Below are 16338 nucleotides of genomic sequence, written 5' to 3'. Positions count from 1 at the left end.
GAAGATAAGGGACAGCCACCATGGCTGAGAACGAGCGGTTCTTCCTCCGGCCGGACAAGGACATCGACGAGATGTCCGAGGACGAGCTGGACGAATTCGCCATGGGCCTCGCTGATCGGGTCAGCACCCTCGCGAGGAGAAAAGCCACAGGAGCCCCGCAGAGCGATTCGACCCCCCTATTAAGGCAATCACACCACCCCTGCCCTGAAAAGCCGGGAGAAGCCTGATTCTGGGTCGCCCAGCCGCAAAAAAGGGCTCCTGCCAGGCGTGCGCGTGAATTTCCCTATTCCATGGCCTCCCGCAAGACCTCGACGGCGGCCAGCATCGGGCCCATCGGACCCACCGGCTCCTCGGCCAGGTCCAGGGAAACCTTCATGGCGACCTGGACCGCGGACAGCAGCACGAACGCCAGCTCATCGCGCGACCGGGCCGCCAGCAGGAGCCTCACCGACGGCAGGTCGTCACGGTCGAACGCCGCCGCGAGGTCCAGCACGAGCTGGAGGGCCTCACTCGGCGTCACCGGACTCCACCTCCCCAAGATCCTCAGCCTGCGCCTGCTCTATCAGCCTCGCCATGTCCATGCCGGAGGCGGACTTCCTCGCCAGCATCAAGTCGCGGCTAAGCTTCGCGGCGCTCACCGGCGTCAAGCCCAGCGCCGCACGCCGCTGCCCCGCTGTGCGCTCCCACCTGCCCAGCTGCTCAAGCGCGCTCTGCTGCCTCACCGTCCGCGCGCGACGGCGACTGCTGCCACCCTCGGACACCTGGACGCTCTCGTCCGTGTCCTGGGTCTCCTGGAGCCACTCCAACGGGTCCGACCCGGCCAAGAACTCCCTGAGCCTCGCGCACACCGCTTCGCTCCAGCACCAGCTCGCGACCTCGGCGGAGTACCTCGCATCGTCGAGATGGGCCGGCCAGTCACTGCTCGCCCGCGCCTCCGCCTCGATCTCCGCGGCCAACGGCGCCAACATGCGCTCACTGCGGGCGCCGTGCTGCACAGACTTCGTGTGGCCCTTCGCGAACGGTGCACGACTCCACGGTGGACGCTTCTCAACCTCTTCGCTCACAAAACTCCTAGTTGTTCGATGAAAACCTCGGGCTACGCGCGCACGTGGCGTACACGTCGAGGGGGTAGTCCGGGTTGGCGGCACCACTCCGGATAGATTCCACCCCCCACCCCTGGGGCCCTGGCTGGCCCGTGGGGGCTCCGTGCCGGTGGGGGTTCTGTGGCCGGGCAGGTACCCCCACCCTGGGGGTGGCCCCTCACAGGGGCTCCCTCTCGGCCCTGCTCAGCGCCCGGTACAGGGTCGAACGGTCCACGCCGAGCCTCCTGGCCACCTCGGCCTTGGGGAGGTCGTCAGCGATGAGCTGGCGGGCTTCTGTGAGCTGTGCTGGCTTGAGTGCTCGACCTCGGCCCTTGTACACGCCGCGTGCCTTGGCTGCCTTGATGCCGTCTGCCTGTCGCTCCTTGATCAGTGAGCGCTCAAGCTCTGCCACTGCGCCCAGCACGTGCAGCTGGAAGACAGCGAACTTGTCCTCGGCGCCGGGCTCGAACGTGAGGCGCTCCTTGACGAACTGCACTGCGGCACCCTTGGCCACGATCTCGCCGACGATCGCCTTGAGGTCGATCAATGAGCGGGCCAGCCGGTCCATTGAAGCGACCCGCACGAGGTCGTCGGCGCGGATGTAGCCGAGCATCTCCTGGAGGGCTGTACGGCCGTCACGGCTGCCGCCGGAGATACGGTCCTCGAACACGCGGTCCACTTCGCCGACGGCCTCGAACTGGCGTACGGGGTTCTGGTCGAGGGTGCTGACGCGGATGTACGCGACGGTCTGACCCTTCGCCTGTTGCATCATGTCTTAAGTCTACGCCTCACGTGTCGCGCAATCCAGTAATTGGCCCTACTGCACCGCATAGCTTTGTTGGAATACCGCGTTGCATTCGGGAGTACCCCAACACGACGCCACAGGGTGAGAATGATTCGCGTTCGCACACGCGCGCGCACGCCTGGGCGCGGCATTCGAGCACTGCGGCGGGTGGGCGGCTGGGCGGGCGATGGGTTGGGCTATGGTGGGCCTCATCGCACTCACTTAGGGGGAATGTAGAGCATGATCGAAGCACTCGCTCAGTCGGGTTCAGGCCTGCGGCAGTTGCATCTCATGACAGTCCTGGGCGGATTCGAACCCACCGTGGACCACCAGGTCGAGATCGGGGACCTGGAAGCCGACCCATCACGTTGGGGATTCACAGATTCAAGCCTCGGGGGTGACTTGGAGGCCCTTCAGTCCAGAGGCTGGATCGAGTTCTGGCCCACGTATTCGGGGATCGGGTCGGTGGTGCTGAAGCAACCGGGCATCGATGCCGCACGGGAGTTCCAGCAACTCCAAACGGACCCGGTGCGCCGCTACAAAGAGGCTCGGGACGCCTTGCTTCGATGGCTCTACGAGGCCAACCTTTCGGGCTCAGCGCCTTCGGGAGTCCAGGACTTCCTGTTGTCGCCGACCTCCAGCTACCTCGGCTCGCAGTACACCGAGGACGAGGTTCGCAGGGCGGCTGACTGGCTGCTTGAGAAGGGGTACATCAAGGGACACCGCACGTATGTCGGCAGCTTGTTGCGACCATCGATTACATCGGCGGGGATTGACGCAGTCGAGACGGTGCAGTCGGCAAGTGCTGCACTCACAGGGGCAGGAATCACAGTGAACAACATCAATGTCACCGGCTCGCAGGGTGTGAACCTCTCGGTCGCCAGCAGTCATGTGAACCAGTCGAACACTCTGACGCAGAACCAAGTCGATGAGGTTGCCAAGGTTATCGACTCGGCGCGGGCGCTGTTGAACTCGTCGTCGATGGGCATCTCCCGAGACGCCGAGGCCGAGGCACGCGGTGTGGTCGATGACCTTGACGAGGAGATACAGCAGGAGAGTCCTCGTACTGGCATCATCAAGGGCCTCGTCGCAAAGCTTGCCGACCTTGCTGCGACCGGCACCGTGCAGTGGGCCGTTGATGCGTTCACGGCCCTCACGCAGCACGCGATCGGTATGATGTAGCGCCCCCCCGGATTGCTCCGGATCTCTGACCTCAACCCGAACCCTGCATAAGGGGTCGGACTCACATCCGTTCGAGGCGGTCCCGTAGGGCGTCGAGGTCTAGGGCGGCGTCTTGTGCGCGCTGCCTGCGTCCCCATGCGCGGTGTGCAGCCGCCCTGTTGAGGATCTGCTTGATCTTGGCGTCGAGTTCGCGTGCGCGGCGCTTCTTGACTCCGGTGTCGTGCTTCTGCTTGGCCACGGGTCAGTCCTCCGTCGTGATGCCGCGGGAGGCACGGTAGAACTTTTCCAGTGATGCCCTGGTGGCGAGGTACAGGGTTCGCCAGTACAGGGCGTCGGCGTGTGCCTCGGCGAGTTCGTCGCGGAGGTCTTGGTTTTCGGAGGCTTCGCGGCCTTGGCCGCGGGCAGCGTAGTTCACGGGTTCATCTCCTGCTGTTCTTCGAGCGGCAGGCTGCCCTGTGCTGGCTTGCTGCTGTGGCGGGGGCAGTGGGTGCCGAATGCGTTGACGCGGGCCCGGCAGGGGGCTCCTGAGTGGGTCTGGGCGCCGCACAGCAGGCCGAGCCGGTCGCGGATGTCCCTGGGGAGCTTCCCTAGCCGCTCGTGGGTGGGGATCTGTACGGTGACTTCGCTGGGGCCCTCGGTGTCCAGGATCCAGTAACTCGCCTCGCCTAGATGGTTCACGCATTCGGCGATGCGGTATCTCGGGCTCATCGACCAGTGCCTGGCCGGGTCGATGAGGGGTCGTTCGGCGGTCATCGGGTGCTCCGTGTCGTCGTCTCGGGTTCGGGGAGTGGGATGAGTCCCCAGGGCTCTTCTGGGCCGGTCTCGTCGGCTGTGGTGGTGCGGATGGTGGGCTGCTGGTCTTCGACGATGCCCCAGCCGTCGGCGCGGGCTGCGGCGATCTGGTCGTGGGTGGGCTCGGGGTAGGTCCGGACCTTCGGAATTTCCGAAGTCGGATGTCCGGCCGTCTCGGGTTCTGGTCCGGACGGCGGTGGTGTGCCGACGGCGCTGCCGCCCCAGGGGTCGATGCGGGGGTCGGTCATCCAGGACGGAGTGCCGTGGTCGGGCTGGTGGCCGGTGCTGCGTCCGCGTCGCCATGGCAGGCGCTTGAGGCGCTCTTCCTCTTCGGGGTCGAGTGGCTCGTCGTCGTTCGGTGGGATGTCGTCCCACCCGGCGGGTTCGGTGTACATGGCAGGCTCCTTGTCGGCGGTGTCGGCGGGGTGGGTCTCTTCGAGGTCGTGGTCCTCGGGCTCGGTCTTCCGGGTCCCTGGCCGTCGTCGTTCGAGGGCTTCGTGTGCAGCGGCCTGTTCGTGTTCGTCCTCGCGCGCTGGTGAGACTTCCGGAGATGGTGACGTTCCCAAAGTCTTCGAGCTGGTAGGTGAGAAAGAAGCATGAGCTGGTCCTGTGCTGGTAGGTGCCGGTCCACCGGCTGTTGTGGACTCCGAAACCGGCGGTTGTACAACCGTCGGTCCACCGGCGGTTGTGGCATCCGCAACCGCTGATCCACCGGCGGTTGCGGATGGGGGCACAACCGCCGACCCACCGGCGGTTGTGCTGTCGTCGGGTGCCGTTGGTACAACCGGAAGTGGGTTGCCGGTTGTGGTGGACGTCCCCGGTTCCGGGACTGCTGTGGTGCCTGTGTCGGTCTGCACGTCGCCCTGGTCCGGGATCGCGAGCCGATAGCGGCTCGCCCGTGCACCCTGGTTGCCCCTGTTGACACCACGGGTCTCCTGGACGATGAACCCGCGCGCCGCGAGCACCTTCAGGTGCTGCCTCACCTGGCTCTGGCCTACGCCAGTCTTCGTGACGAGCGCGTCGATGCCCGGGCGGGCATTGCGCCCGGTCCTGTTGTCAGCGTGGAACCCCAGGCATAGACCTACGAGCTTCGTGGTGGGGGCGAGGTCACTGGCCCATAGCGCGGTGCACCATGTGTGGAACGGAACCGGCGGCGGGGCTGCTGCCCCACCTGCTCTTGCGTCGCGGGTGCTCACGCGTGCCCCCCGTCGTCGGCGAGGTGGTCCAGCATGTCCTCGGCCCGGGCCATGCGCGCGGCTAGGGCTAGCCCGTCGGCGAGGCCTCGGTCATACGCGAGGGTGTCGAGGTCGCGTGGCACAATTGGATCGGCCCATTTGGCGATGGTGACCGTCGGAGACGTCCTACCGTTCCCCCATGCGGTAGGACGTCTTCCGTTCTGTTCGGCATCTGCCACATAATCACCGGCCCGACTTGGCGGTCCGCAGGATCGCGGCGAGCTGGGCCAGGCGCTCGGGGCTCAGCGGCGGGGCCTGGGCAACGATACGGGCGACGGCGGCCTCAATGTCCGCCGCGCTCACTGGAAGGCCCCCTTGCCGTCAGGGCCCTTCACGAGCCCGTAGACCTCATCCGCTGTGAACTTGACGAATCGGCCGAGCTTGAGCGGCGTCAGGGATCCGTCCTTGATGCGTAGAAGGACCCATCCGCGGGAGACGCCGTACATCGACTGCACGTCGGCGATGCTGAAGAGTTTGACTGGGCTGCTTACCGGGTTGACCCGGCTGGGTGCTGGCTTGGGTCGGACATGACTCCTTAGAACGGGCGGTCTGGGCCGAATTGCCTTTCCGCCGAAGCGAAGCTTTTCTTTATCGCCTCTATCTTGAGTGTATGAAAGTGCCGTTCGATGACCAACAGGCAATTACCCGGCCAGCCAGCGGGATAGCCCGAATAGGAATTCTTGGGAATTGCGGCTAGCAGTGGCTGGCAATAGCTACGAATTGCTGGCAGCAGAAAGCGACCCGCCCAGCCATCCTGAACATGACTTGACGGGCCGCTGATTGATGCCAGATCAGTATCAGACCTTCCATTCGATCGTCACGGTCTCGGGACGGAACGTCCGGGTGCCCCTTCCCGGAGGGTAGATCGTGACCGTCATGAGGGTGTCGATGGCTCGACGCTGTGAGGACGTACTGAGCCCGTCCCACTGTTCCTGCACGTCCTCCGCGGCGATGAGTGGGCCCAGGACGTCCACCTTGCCAGCGTCGGCCAGGGTGGCCTGGATCTCGGCGTCGCGCTCCCGGAGGATCTTGGTGCCGGTGGCAAGCTGGGAATCGGTGATCTGGCCCACTGCGTACTGCGCGGCCAGCCAGTCGAGCCGCTCCCGGATGCCGTTGGACTCGGCGAGCAGCCGGTCGGCGTCGGGGTGGTCTCTTGATGACACGAGTTCCCTGGCGTCGGCCATGGACAGCCTCGCGACGACGATGCGGGCGACGTAGTCCTCCACAGGCTCGGCCATGCGTGCGAAGTGGCCCGTGGAGCCCGAGCACCGGTAGTTGGCGACCCCGGGCCGCGTCGTGCCCCCTGCATGGACCGTCGCCCCGCAGAGGCCGCACACCGCGACACCGGAGAGCAGCCGCCGCGCGCTTGTAGCGGTCCGTCGGCGCCGGTCGGGATTGGTCAGCACTGCCCGTACGGCCTCGAACGTGGGGACGTCCACAATCGGCGGCCAGACGGCATCCGCGACCACCTCGCCCTTGTATGCCCTCCTGGCGACGTTCCGCGGATTCAGGAGCACTACGCGAACGCTGTCCCGCCGCCATTGGGAGGCGCTGCCCTTGTGGCCCTCCGCGTAGCGCTTCTGCTCGGGCAGGAGGCCGGCGGCGTTCCACCTCCGAGCGACCTCCCCGAGGCTCTCCCCCGCGAGCACCGCGGCATAGCCTTCCCGGATCGCCTGCGCCTCCACCTCGCGCACCTTCAGTCCGTCCGACTCGTAGCCGAAGGGACGGCGTCCACCCGAACGCCTCCCCTTGCGTGCAGCCTGGGCCTGTGCGGCCGCCTGGCGGTCTGACTTGAGTTCGATCTCATATCTGGCCAGCGAGCCCAGCTGATCGGCCACGAGGCGCCCTGTGGCTGTCCTGAAGTCCAGTTCCGGCCCGTTGATGAGGGACAGCCCCGCCTCTGCGGCCTTGCACGCCTCGTAGAGACGGAGTTCGTCCCGCCGATTGCGCTGTAGGCGGGTGAGGTCCCACGCCACGACGAACTGGGCGCGCCCATTCTCGATCGCGTTCAGCATGGCCTCGAACCCGGGCCGGCGGCGCTTGCCCGCCGCGGAGACGTCGTTGTCCTGCTCGACCGCGACAACCGTCCAGCCGCGCTCCTCGCAACGTTGTAGGCAGGCGTCTCGCTGCCGCCCGACGCCCGCCTGCTCACCCGTGCGGTCCTGGCTGATTCTGAGGTATACGATCGCATCCACATCTGCTATTCTAGCGTCTTAGCTAGGCGGAGGACCCTGTCGAATCCACGGGCCGTGAGTGTGTTATTGGCCATCGCCCGGTCCAACAACCTCGTGGCGCCCGGGTCGAGCCTGAGCTGACCACGGAGCAGGCGCCCGGGAACCTGGGCATTCGTCTCGAGGCCGTATGGACCCAACCGGTCCAGCTGCCGGCGTCGCGCCTCGAGGACGCGCGGCGCCACGACCGCCGTCGCCTCGCCAGTCGTACCGGCGCCGAAGTCCACCGCCGAGAGCCTGTTGACGGGCAGCTGGATGTCCACTCGGTCGAGGAGCGGGCCCGAGATGCGTCCGAAGTACCGCCGCTTCGACTGGGCAGTGCACGTGCAGTCGAGTCCCTTGCCGCTTCCCTGGCCGCACGGGCAAGGATTGGCTGCGAGGACGAGCTGGAATCTAGCAGGGTAGGCGGCCGCGCCCGCCGCCCTGTGGATGACGAGCTCACCGCTCTCGAGTGGCTGGCGCAGCGAGTCCAGGACGCGTCGTTCATACTCGGGAGCCTCGTCGAGGAACAGCACCCCACGGTGGGCACGCGAAGCTGCGCCGGGTCTCGGAATTCCGGAGCCGCCGCCGATGATCGCGGGCGCGCTCGCGGTATGGTGCGGGCTCTCGAACGGAGGGCGTCGAATCAGGTCGCTGCCCGTCCCGGGGATACCGGATAGGGAGTGGATTGCCGTCACCTCCATCGCAGCCTCGTCGTCGAGATCCGGCAGAATGCCGGGAAGGCGCTCCGCGAGCATCGTCTTCCCGGCACCCGGCGGTCCGACGAGCATGATGTGGTGGCCTCCCGCGGCAGCCACCTCGATCGCTGTACGGGCCTCAGGCTGTCCGGCGACGTCGCGCAGGTCCGGTGCGGCGAGCGGTACTGGCACCTGCTGCCTCGCAGCCTCGGTTCGCCCGGTATCGTGTTCGGGCGGCACCGAGACGGCCTTCGGGTCGGCCCCGAGTTCCAGTGCGAGCTGACCCAGCGATTCGTAGGCATGGACCCTCACCCCTGGGACAAGCGAAGCCTCCTGCGCATTCGCCGCAGCGACCACCACGTCGGGCCGGCCAGCCCGGACGGCTGCCATCACGGCGGGAAGGACTCCGCGTACAGGCCGCAGCTGCCCGTCGAGCCCCAGCTCGGCCAGGAAGACGACGCCGGCGGGCGGCCTGAGGTCCTCGGCCGCCGCGAGAGAAGCGACAGCGATGGCCAGGCCAAACCTTTACAATGGCATTTATGGCACAGCCCACAGCAGCAGCGGCGGCAGCGGTGTACTGCCGCATCTCAAGCGACCCAGAGGGCAAGGCACTCGGCGTCGAACGGCAAGAAGCGGACTGCCGCGCGCTGGCGGCGCGGCTCGGCCTCGAAGTGGCCCGCGTGTTCGTGGAGAACGACACTGGCGCCAGCACCAAGTCCCGCAAGGCGCGCCCGCGCTACGAAGAACTGATCAAGGGTGTGCGCGCTGGCCTGTTCGGGGTGATCCTGGCGTACAGCAATTCCCGCCTCACGCGTCGCCCACTGGAGTGGGAAGCCCTGATCCGGCTGCACGACGAGACCGGCGTGCTGATCCGCACCGTCGTGTCCGGCCAGTATGATCTCTCGACCGCGGATGGGCGAGCGCTGGCGCGCACCGTGGCGGCATGGGACGCCGCCGAGGCCGAGCGCACCGCTGAGCGCGTGGCGCGTGCCAAGGCCGACAACGTGGCGCGCGGCGAGTGGCGCGGCGGGCGCAGGCCCTTCGGCTACGAGGCCGACGGCGTCACTGTCCGGCCCGACGAGGCCGAAGCCCTGGAGCGCGCGGCTGACGCGATTGTCTCCGGAAGCAGCCTTGCCAGCGCGGCGCGGGACATGCGGGCGGCAGGCATCACGACCTCATCCAAGAAGGCCCAGCCGATGACCCCCATCGCGCTCCGCAGCCTCCTGCTTCGCCCACGGAACGCCGGGCTGATGGAGGCGGGCGGCAAGATCACCGGGAAGGCATCGTGGCCCGCGATCATCCCCGAGGACAAGTGGTACGCCGTGCGCAGCATCCTCACGGACCCCAAGCGCCGCACCCAGTACGGCTCCGACGTCCGGTGGCTCGGCGGCGGACTGTTCCGGTGCGGGGTCTGCGGCGCCCGGGTCCGCTCCGCCGCGACATCGGGCACGGGCCGGACGGTGCGCCGCATCTACCGATGCTCGACGGGGCCGCACCTGACGAGGGACATGCCCCAGACGGACGCCTACGTGAATGCCGTGATTGCGGCTCGCCTTCGGGCCCCCGATGTTCGAGAGCGAATTCTCACAAGACGCAGCCAGCAGCGACCGCACCGCGCCGATCTGGAGAAGCTGAGGGCCGACCTGAGGGGGTACCGGGAGCGGCTCTCGGGACTGGGCGACGACTACGCGCTCGGCCTGCTGGACGGCCAGCAGGTGCACGCGGCCACGGCGCGGCTGGACGGCCTGATCGAGGACGCCGAGCAGAAGCTGTCCGCCGCCGCGGACGGCGACGTGCTCTCAGAGGCCATGAACGCCGCAGACCCGGGCCAGTGGTACCTCGACGCCCCGGTCAATCGGCAGCGCGGCATGATCGACGCGCTGGCCACCGTCACGATCGAACCGGCGCCGCGCGGCAGGCCGAAGGGCCACATTCCGGGCAATCCCTATTTCAATCCTGACTATATTCGCGTCGATTGGAAATAGTAGCGCGGCGGCGCAGCAATTGATTGATTGGAAATAGCGCGGTTGCGCAGTCCGCTTGTCACGACGCATTGTGCCAGCTACAGTAATTCGTATCGGGCCTCAGCGGGGAGGCCGCTTCCCCATTCTCCGCAGAACACCGGAAAACCGATAGGGCCGTCGCCCACGGGGCTCGCCGCAAAGGTGTTCTGCAATGCCATCGAAGAATCCCAAGGCCCGCTCGCTCGCAGGCCAGATCGCCGTCGCCTACTCTCGCGGAAAGGGCGACAGCCCCGCCGTCCAGGCGCTCCAGCGCGACCTCCGCGCCCTCAATCTCGAAGCGCAGGTGGCGCGCGTGGTGGCGCAGGCCCCGCCGCTCACCGACGCTCAGGTGGCGCGGATTGTCGATCTGCTCGTAAGCGGTGATCCGGCGTGAGCACAGAGGAAGACCCCGAAGGGGGCGAAACCTCCGGGGCCGACCGAGACAATGCAAGGCTACCGTACTTCACCCATGATGGGCAGTGGGTGAGTTTCGGAGACATTCGCGACCGCTGCCCTATTCCGTCTCCCGAGGAATTGCAGCTCCGGGGCATTGACCGCCTGCTCACAGCGGCGGAACGGCTCGAACGTCAGGTCGTAGAAAGCGCCTCGGAATTCAAGGACGGCGAGCTGAGCCGGAATTGGCTCATTTCCTGCCCGTCGCCGGCTCACGCTCATGGCGACCGCAATCCATCGCTGTCGGTGCGGGAGCTTCCCGACGGCAAGGTCCTCGTCCACTGCTGGTCCTGCACGACGCCGCGAGAGCAGATCCTTGAGATCTTCGGCATCAGATGGGCGGACATCAGCGGCAGGCCCAGCACCGCGGACGAGGATTTCGGTGCCGTGCCCTTGCCGCACGACGAGCAGCAGCAGGAGCAGGAGGGCTCGTCATTCGAGCGCGAGGTGGAACAGCAGCTGCGCCGCCTCCGAGTAGTCGAGGCTGCCAAGGGCAGGTTTGCCGCTGAGCAGCGCGGGGTCATGGCGCCCCTCGATGGTGGCATGCTGGCCGACATTCTGGCCCGACCGCCCGCGCCGCCGCCGCGCATCGAGGGTCTGCTCGGGGCCGAGGCCAACATGCTCGCCGTCGCCATGCGCAAGACCGGCAAGACGGTGTTCGCCCTGAACCTCGCCCGCTCGGTCATCACGGGTGAGCCGTTCCTGGGCTCGTTCCTCGTGCGGCCCGTGCAGGGCACCGTCGGGTTCCTGAACTACGAGGTCAGCCCACACCAGATCGCGCAGTGGGCGCAGCGGCACGGCATCCCGCCCGACCGGCTCTACATCGCCAACTTCCGCGGGCGCACCAGTCCGCTGGACCATCCAGGCGAGCGGGCGCGGCTGGCCGAGCAGCTTTCCCTCCACGGAGTCGAGGTTCTGATAGCGGACCCGTTCGGGCGCGCCTACACCGGGAAGTCGCAGAACGACGCCGGCGAAGTATCGGCGTGGCTGAACGATCTGGACCGGTTCGCCCGGCAGGAGGTCGGCGCGACGGAGATGGTGCTCACCGCCCATGCGGGCTGGGAGGGGGACCATGTGCGCGGCTCTACGGCACTTGAGGACTGGGCCGACTCGCTCGTCTGGCTCCGCAAGGAAAAGGCAAGGCCCACGCGGTACTTCCGCGCCACAATCCGCAGCGACCGCGAGAGCGAGATATCCGAGGATGCCCTCTACTTCGACCAGGACACGCTGACGCTCTCGCTGTCCGGCATGGGCGGCCCACGGCAGGCCGCCGAGGCCGCCCGCGAGAGCGAGATTCAGGCCGCTGTGGAGGAATACGTGAAGGCGAATCCGGGCGTCAGCCGGACCGCCATAGTTCGGGACGTGGTCGGCGCCGACGGCAGCGTTCGCGCCGCCATAGAAGCCGCCATAGTTTCGGGGGTCCTTGTGGCCAAGCCGCACAAGGGCAAGGGAGGCGGAACAGACCTGTTCTGCAACACCGGCTAACTATGGCGCAGTACGGCGCGCCGCAGTTCCAAACTACTGCGGCGGGCGGGCTTGCTAAAGCCCGCCGCAGTTGTTCAAAGGCCACAGTTCAATCCACCACGAAGGGAACCCATCACCCATGCATGACACCGACCCCGTCGCCCCGGTGCTGTCCGTCGTGTTCCAGAGGAAGTGGCCGGTCACGTGGCTGCTCACCGTGCTCTGTCCCTACTGCCGCCGGAAGCACCTCCACGGCAGCGGCGGCCCCGAACTCGACGGCGACCTCGGCCACCGTCTGGCTCATTGCGCCCATGGCGGTTCGTACCGCCTCGTGATCACCGTCGAGACCGACCTAGGAGATTGACACATGACCGAGAAGGATCGCCGAAAGAACCTCCCGAAGCCGAAGGGCCTCCTCAATCATCATGGTGCTCCGTCGCCCAAGGCACCGCCGCCCGAGGGCGAGCCGTGCAACCGTGCTGCACGCCGCGCGGCGGCCCGGAAGAAGCACCGGTGACCCGCGCCGTGCGCGCCCAGCTGATCCGGCGATTCCTGGCCCGCGAGCAGCTGGGGCGCGTGCTCCACGACGATCCCCCGATGCAGCACGCCTTCTTGGTGTGGTCTCTCAGGAGCCTCGCCTCCGACCTCGGGGAGCAGCCCATCCAGCCCGGTGAGACGTACGGCAAGGCCCGCGCCCGTCTGATTGATCGCCCATCCCTTCCAGATGCCGCCGTGGCGGTCTCGCCCGATCAACCCGGCACAAGTACCCACAGGAGCCCGAAATGACGCCACAAGACGCCCCACAGCCTTCCGACGAAGAGATCGCCCAGTACGCCAAGCAGATCGAACGAGAGGCCCGCGCGGTACAGGAGGCCGAGGAGAACCTGCTCTTCGACATCCCCCCGTGCGTCGTGTGCGGCACCGCAGCGCACGCGCCCGATTGCCCACTCCGCGACTAGAACCTAAAGTGATAGTGCACTACCAATTGAATATCAAGGAACAAGAGCTTTAGCTCGCGTCCCCCCGCCGCCGCCGCCAGAGCGGTGCCGCCGCCGCCGCAGCAATGCCGCCGCCGCCGCCCGCCGAGTGCCACCGCCGCCGCTGGATGTAGCTGGTCGAGCTCAATCGAGGGTCCATCGGACCTTCCGGCCATCGCCCACATTCACCTTCAAGGGGACATTCCAATGCCTACCGGCAACCAGAACCAGATCAGGCTGATGCAGCTGAACGCGGAGGCGCAGCTCATCCGCGACGATCTCACGCTATCCAACACGCAGAAGGTCCAGCGCCTCACGGTCATCGGCCAGAAGATGCGAGACCTCAACGGCTACTCGGACGAGCAGGTCAAGGCGCAGGCAAGGCGCCTCGCGGTCGGCGCCAGCGCGCTGTCCGAGGAAGACGGCACGTTCGACCCCGACGCCCCGCGCCGTGGCAAGGCGGTGCCGAGCCTCAAGATGCCCACCGAGGTCACGCGCGAGGCCTACGCGCGCATCAAGTCGGGCTCGAACTTCCGGGCCGAGCTCGGCCTCAAGGACACGACGTCGAGCACTGCCACGGACGGGCAGCTGCCGCCCGAATTCGGCGGCCTCGTTCCGAAGATCCACGAGCCCACGCGCATCCTCGACCTGCTCCCCTCGTCGGCGATGTCCGCTCCAAGCATCGAGTTCGTGCAGCACAGCTCCACGAGCGTGGCCTCGAACCAGATTGCCGCGCCGACCCTGGCTCTGGGCTCGGCCTCGGCTGGCGGCACGTTCGGCGCCGGCTCGTATTTCTGGAAGGCCACGTACGTCACGCCGACCGGCGAGACCACGGGCAGCACCGAGGTTACGGCAACCCTGACCGCGAACCAGCAGCAGGCCCTGAGCGTGGGCGCCTTCCCGACCGGCGTCACCGGCTGGAACCTGTACCGGGGCAACACGGCAGGCAACGAGAGCGTGAAGGTCAACGCTCAGCCCATCGGCACCACGTCCTACACGGACACCGGCAGCGCTGGCGCGGCCTTCACGGTTCCGAGCGTCAACACGACCGGCACGGCTGGCGCCGTGGGCGCTGGCCAGACGATGCCCGAGGCCGTGCTGAACACGACGCAGCTGATTCTGACCGCCCAGAAGGTCGGCATCTTTACAACCTTGACAGATGAGATCACAGCTGACTTCACATCATTTCGCGATTATGTCAACACCGAGCTGACTCGGCTCATAATTGACCAGGAAAACTACCAACTCCTTTACGGGAATGGTACGGCGCCCAACATCCGCGGTCTTCTCCAGACAGCTGGAGTGCTGACCCGTGCCAAGGGCAGCGAGAACAACCTGGATCTTGTCGAGGAGGCCATCGCCGATCTGCGCAACGGGTCCGCCTACACGGAGCCCGACGCGATCCTGCTGAATCCCAGCGACTGGTCGCTCATTAGGCGCACCAAGGCCACCGGCACCGGAAACTATCTTCTGGGGAACCCGGGGGAGGTCGCCGTTGATTCGCTCTGGGGGGTGCCCGTCCACACCACGACCCAGCTCACTCAGGGTACCGGCGTCCTTCTTAATACCTCACTTGCAGGCGTTGCTTTCCTCCGACAGGGCATCACCCTCGAGATGACCAACTCCAGCGGCACCGACTTCCAGTCGGGCCTCGTGAAGGTTCGGGCGACCGAGCGCCTCACTCTTGGTGTTGCAAGGCCCGCAGCGGTGTCTGTGATCAGCGGCATCGCCTAGAGACGGGGCGGCGCGCACCTGTGGAGTGGTCCTCGTGCGCGTCGCCCTCCAAACGGCTCGGCGTCAGAGGATCGCATCGCTCCGCCTTCGCTCCCGGAGCGCGTGCGGCCGGGACACCCTCTGGCGCCGAGCCGTTCTGCGCCGCGACGCGATGCAACTGATGCACGTGCCACCGGGCGCCCGCAGCCAAGGCGCGGCAGGGGTAGGGGCAGGCAAGAAAGCCGAGGCCAGATCGGGGCTGAGCGCTTCGCCGGGTAGCGCTCTGTGCGCCGGTGGATCGTTTGCAGTGGATCTGAGGCCCGAAAGCCCGCCCGACCGGCCAAGACGTCGCTCTCACGCGCGCGATACACGCGCGCACGTTCGCGCGCGAGCAGCAAGGACGCTGGGGAAGGCTGTGCGTCTTGATGGCGTCTTTGACCCCTTCCCTGCTATGGCCATAAGGGTCGATCGAGATCGCAAGACCGATAGTCAACTACGGCATGTCTGGTGCATATCAGTAAACGCTCGGCTAGGTTGAGGGCATGGATCCTGTATGGGCCGCATTCCTCGGGAGTGCAGTCGGTGGCGCAATCGGTGGCGCGGTCATCTCTGGTGTTTTCGCGTGGATGATCCACATCTCATCAGGGAAGCGGGAACACAAGATCTGGCTCCGTCAGCTTATGTACGAGTTCTACATGAAGCAGCTTGGAGCGATGGAGACGATTTCCTCAATGATCCTCAGGAACTCCGATGGGCTTCGGGATGACCGCATAGAGGCCTTGACCGACCAACTGATCGGCAGCGGCGTCGAGGTCCTCGCACCGCCCAAGGTCAACAAGGCCTATGCCGACGTAATCGTGAGTCTGATGCAACTGCGGCAGGCTGACCTTCCAGCGCAGAAGATGCCTCTTGTGGCACGAGGCATACCTGAGGTTTCGGCGTACAGTTCGGCGGTCGAACGTTTCGCCGACGGTGTGCGAGAAGAGTTGGGTATCGAGTCCTCGGCCAAGCGTGGCTGGAACCCTCAACGCCGCAGTTCTTCCGTCCTGTAGCCTTCCCTTCGGAGGCACTCAAGCGAAGGGTGGGGAGAGCTAATGAACGAGCAAGATGAGCACAAGGTGTATGCCGCTGAGCTTCATGGGGGCTACATTGGCCAACTGATCAGATTGGGTCTGACGGATACCGCCTACGTGGTCGGGAAACTGGAAAGCTTCAGCGTCGAGACAAATCGTCGGGGGGAGATCTCCCCATTGTTCTTCGACGTAACCCTCACAGTCGGAGGGCAGAGGATACACCGCGACGGAAAGGATCCCCTAACGTTCTTGGGGATCACCGAAGCGCCGCAGCGTCCGGACATCAAAGCGATCGCGCCGCGCGGCTACATCGCCACAGATCCGAAGGATGTCTGATCCTCGCGCTTCCATGAAAATGGGGCCTCCTTCGGGAGGCCCCTTTTTCGCAGCGGCAGGGTTCAGAGGCTCAGGCCCACTCGTCCTGCCTCTCGGTGAAGAAGATAACCACATGACCGCTCTTGGACATCCACGGTTCGCGGCGATCCGGCGCCTTCTTGATCATGGCCGCGAATTCGGCGGCCTCCGCCTCCCCAGCGAGCTTGGTCAACCGCTTGACGGTGTCTGCCCGGCGGACGTTCCACGCCTTCGAGGTCTTGCCCGTCTTGGAGTCCCAGTAGAAGAGGTCCTGGACTGTCGATGCTGCCATTGTTCTCGCCCTCTCGGTGTTCTCGG

At 66.4% G+C, this 16338-nt stretch carries 22 protein-coding genes and 1 pseudogene; 11 read left to right on the top strand and 12 right to left on the bottom strand.

Annotation, left to right across the window (positions count from 1 at the left end; genetic code table 11):
• Positions 1-20 precede the first annotated feature (20 nt).
• On the top strand, positions 21-227 hold the full coding sequence (locus tag RBS60_RS10985; protein ID WP_307957585.1) for a hypothetical protein: 207 nt from the start codon (positions 21-23) through the stop codon (positions 225-227).
• 56 nt (positions 228-283) lie between these two features.
• Here RBS60_RS10985 and RBS60_RS10980 read toward each other — a convergent pair whose 3' ends face one another.
• The 3 genes from RBS60_RS10980 to RBS60_RS10970 form a co-directional block, all read right to left on the bottom strand.
• A complete protein-coding gene (locus RBS60_RS10980; protein ID WP_307957584.1) occupies positions 284-520 on the bottom strand; it encodes a hypothetical protein in 237 nt (78 codons plus the stop codon).
• Positions 507-1064 carry a hypothetical protein gene (locus RBS60_RS10975; RefSeq protein ID WP_307957583.1) on the bottom strand — a complete coding sequence of 186 codons (558 nt, stop codon included), beginning with the start codon at positions 1062-1064 and terminating at the stop codon, positions 507-509. The genes RBS60_RS10980 and RBS60_RS10975 overlap by 14 nt, the downstream gene beginning before the upstream one ends.
• Before the next feature lie 196 nt (positions 1065-1260).
• Positions 1261-1854 carry a recombinase family protein gene (locus RBS60_RS10970; protein WP_307957582.1) on the bottom strand — a complete coding sequence of 198 codons (594 nt, stop codon included), beginning with the start codon at positions 1852-1854 and terminating at the stop codon, positions 1261-1263.
• Between the two features lie 252 nt (positions 1855-2106).
• Between RBS60_RS10970 and RBS60_RS10965 the strand changes: the two genes are divergently transcribed.
• Positions 2107-3048: a hypothetical protein gene (locus RBS60_RS10965; protein WP_307957581.1), complete on the top strand. Its 942-nt coding sequence runs from the start codon at positions 2107-2109 to the stop codon at positions 3046-3048.
• Between the two features lie 61 nt (positions 3049-3109).
• Here the strand turns inward: RBS60_RS10965 and RBS60_RS10960 are convergent, their stop codons facing one another.
• The 8 genes and pseudogenes from RBS60_RS10960 to RBS60_RS10925 form a co-directional block, all read right to left on the bottom strand.
• Positions 3110-3286 carry a hypothetical protein gene (locus RBS60_RS10960; RefSeq protein ID WP_307957580.1) on the bottom strand — a complete coding sequence of 59 codons (177 nt, stop codon included), beginning with the start codon at positions 3284-3286 and terminating at the stop codon, positions 3110-3112.
• A 3-nt stretch (positions 3287-3289) separates the two neighbouring features.
• Complete coding sequence (locus RBS60_RS10955; protein WP_307957579.1) at positions 3290-3463, bottom strand: hypothetical protein; 174 nt, start codon at positions 3461-3463, stop codon at positions 3290-3292.
• The gene (locus tag RBS60_RS10950; protein ID WP_307957578.1) at positions 3460-3801 is read right to left on the bottom strand and encodes a hypothetical protein; all 342 of its coding nucleotides are present in this window, start codon (positions 3799-3801) and stop codon (positions 3460-3462) included. The genes RBS60_RS10955 and RBS60_RS10950 overlap by 4 nt, the downstream gene beginning before the upstream one ends.
• Complete coding sequence (locus RBS60_RS10945; RefSeq protein ID WP_307957577.1) at positions 3798-4235, bottom strand: hypothetical protein; 438 nt, start codon at positions 4233-4235, stop codon at positions 3798-3800. Before RBS60_RS10945 ends, RBS60_RS10950 begins: the two co-directional genes overlap by 4 nt.
• Before the next feature lie 797 nt (positions 4236-5032).
• The gene (locus tag RBS60_RS10940) at positions 5033-5158 is read right to left on the bottom strand and encodes a hypothetical protein (protein ID WP_307957576.1); all 126 of its coding nucleotides are present in this window, start codon (positions 5156-5158) and stop codon (positions 5033-5035) included.
• A 216-nt stretch (positions 5159-5374) separates the two neighbouring features.
• Positions 5375-5530: a hypothetical protein gene (locus RBS60_RS10935; protein WP_307957575.1), complete on the bottom strand. Its 156-nt coding sequence runs from the start codon at positions 5528-5530 to the stop codon at positions 5375-5377.
• Positions 5531-5872: 342 nt separating this feature from the next.
• On the bottom strand, positions 5873-7270 hold the full coding sequence (locus RBS60_RS10930) for a recombinase family protein (protein WP_307957574.1): 1398 nt from the start codon (positions 7268-7270) through the stop codon (positions 5873-5875).
• A gap of 11 nt (positions 7271-7281) precedes the next feature.
• Positions 7282-8505: pseudogene (locus RBS60_RS10925) on the bottom strand (YifB family Mg chelatase-like AAA ATPase); the annotation flags it as partial.
• Positions 8506-8522: 17 nt separating this feature from the next.
• On the opposite strand from RBS60_RS10925, the gene RBS60_RS10920 reads away from it, so the two are divergent.
• The 9 genes from RBS60_RS10920 to RBS60_RS10880 all read left to right on the top strand — a co-directional run bounded on the left by RBS60_RS10920 (position 8523) and on the right by RBS60_RS10880 (position 16002).
• On the top strand, positions 8523-9968 hold the full coding sequence (locus RBS60_RS10920; protein WP_307957573.1) for a recombinase family protein: 1446 nt from the start codon (positions 8523-8525) through the stop codon (positions 9966-9968).
• A gap of 190 nt (positions 9969-10158) precedes the next feature.
• Positions 10159-10380, top strand: coding sequence for a hypothetical protein (locus RBS60_RS10915; protein ID WP_307957572.1), 222 nt, complete (start codon positions 10159-10161; stop codon positions 10378-10380).
• A 305-nt stretch (positions 10381-10685) separates the two neighbouring features.
• On the top strand, positions 10686-11924 hold the full coding sequence (locus RBS60_RS10910) for an AAA family ATPase (RefSeq protein WP_307957571.1): 1239 nt from the start codon (positions 10686-10688) through the stop codon (positions 11922-11924).
• Between the two features lie 118 nt (positions 11925-12042).
• On the top strand, positions 12043-12267 hold the full coding sequence (locus RBS60_RS10905; RefSeq protein ID WP_307957570.1) for a hypothetical protein: 225 nt from the start codon (positions 12043-12045) through the stop codon (positions 12265-12267).
• Positions 12268-12270: 3 nt separating this feature from the next.
• Positions 12271-12420 (top strand): hypothetical protein, encoded by a 150-nt coding sequence (locus RBS60_RS10900; protein WP_307957569.1) that lies wholly within the window; start codon positions 12271-12273, stop codon positions 12418-12420.
• 265 nt (positions 12421-12685) lie between these two features.
• Positions 12686-12862, top strand: a complete 177-nt coding sequence (locus tag RBS60_RS10895; RefSeq protein WP_307957568.1) for a hypothetical protein — start codon at positions 12686-12688, stop codon at positions 12860-12862.
• 225 nt (positions 12863-13087) lie between these two features.
• Positions 13088-14614 carry a phage major capsid protein gene (locus RBS60_RS10890; protein WP_307957567.1) on the top strand — a complete coding sequence of 509 codons (1527 nt, stop codon included), beginning with the start codon at positions 13088-13090 and terminating at the stop codon, positions 14612-14614.
• Positions 14615-15135: 521 nt separating this feature from the next.
• On the top strand, positions 15136-15645 hold the full coding sequence (locus RBS60_RS10885) for a hypothetical protein (RefSeq protein WP_307957566.1): 510 nt from the start codon (positions 15136-15138) through the stop codon (positions 15643-15645).
• 42 nt (positions 15646-15687) lie between these two features.
• Positions 15688-16002: a hypothetical protein gene (locus RBS60_RS10880; RefSeq protein ID WP_307957565.1), complete on the top strand. Its 315-nt coding sequence runs from the start codon at positions 15688-15690 to the stop codon at positions 16000-16002.
• A 70-nt stretch (positions 16003-16072) separates the two neighbouring features.
• On the opposite strand, the gene RBS60_RS10875 is transcribed toward RBS60_RS10880, so the two are convergent.
• A complete protein-coding gene (locus tag RBS60_RS10875; RefSeq protein WP_307957564.1) occupies positions 16073-16312 on the bottom strand; it encodes a hypothetical protein in 240 nt (79 codons plus the stop codon).
• Positions 16313-16338: the final 26 nt, after the last annotated feature.

The organism is Sinomonas sp. ASV486, from assembly GCF_030908215.1.
GTDB lineage: Bacteria > Actinomycetota > Actinomycetes > Actinomycetales > Micrococcaceae > Sinomonas > Sinomonas puerhi.
The sequence above is the reverse complement of the archived record's forward strand: the minus strand, read 5'-3'. Positions and strand labels throughout refer to the sequence as shown.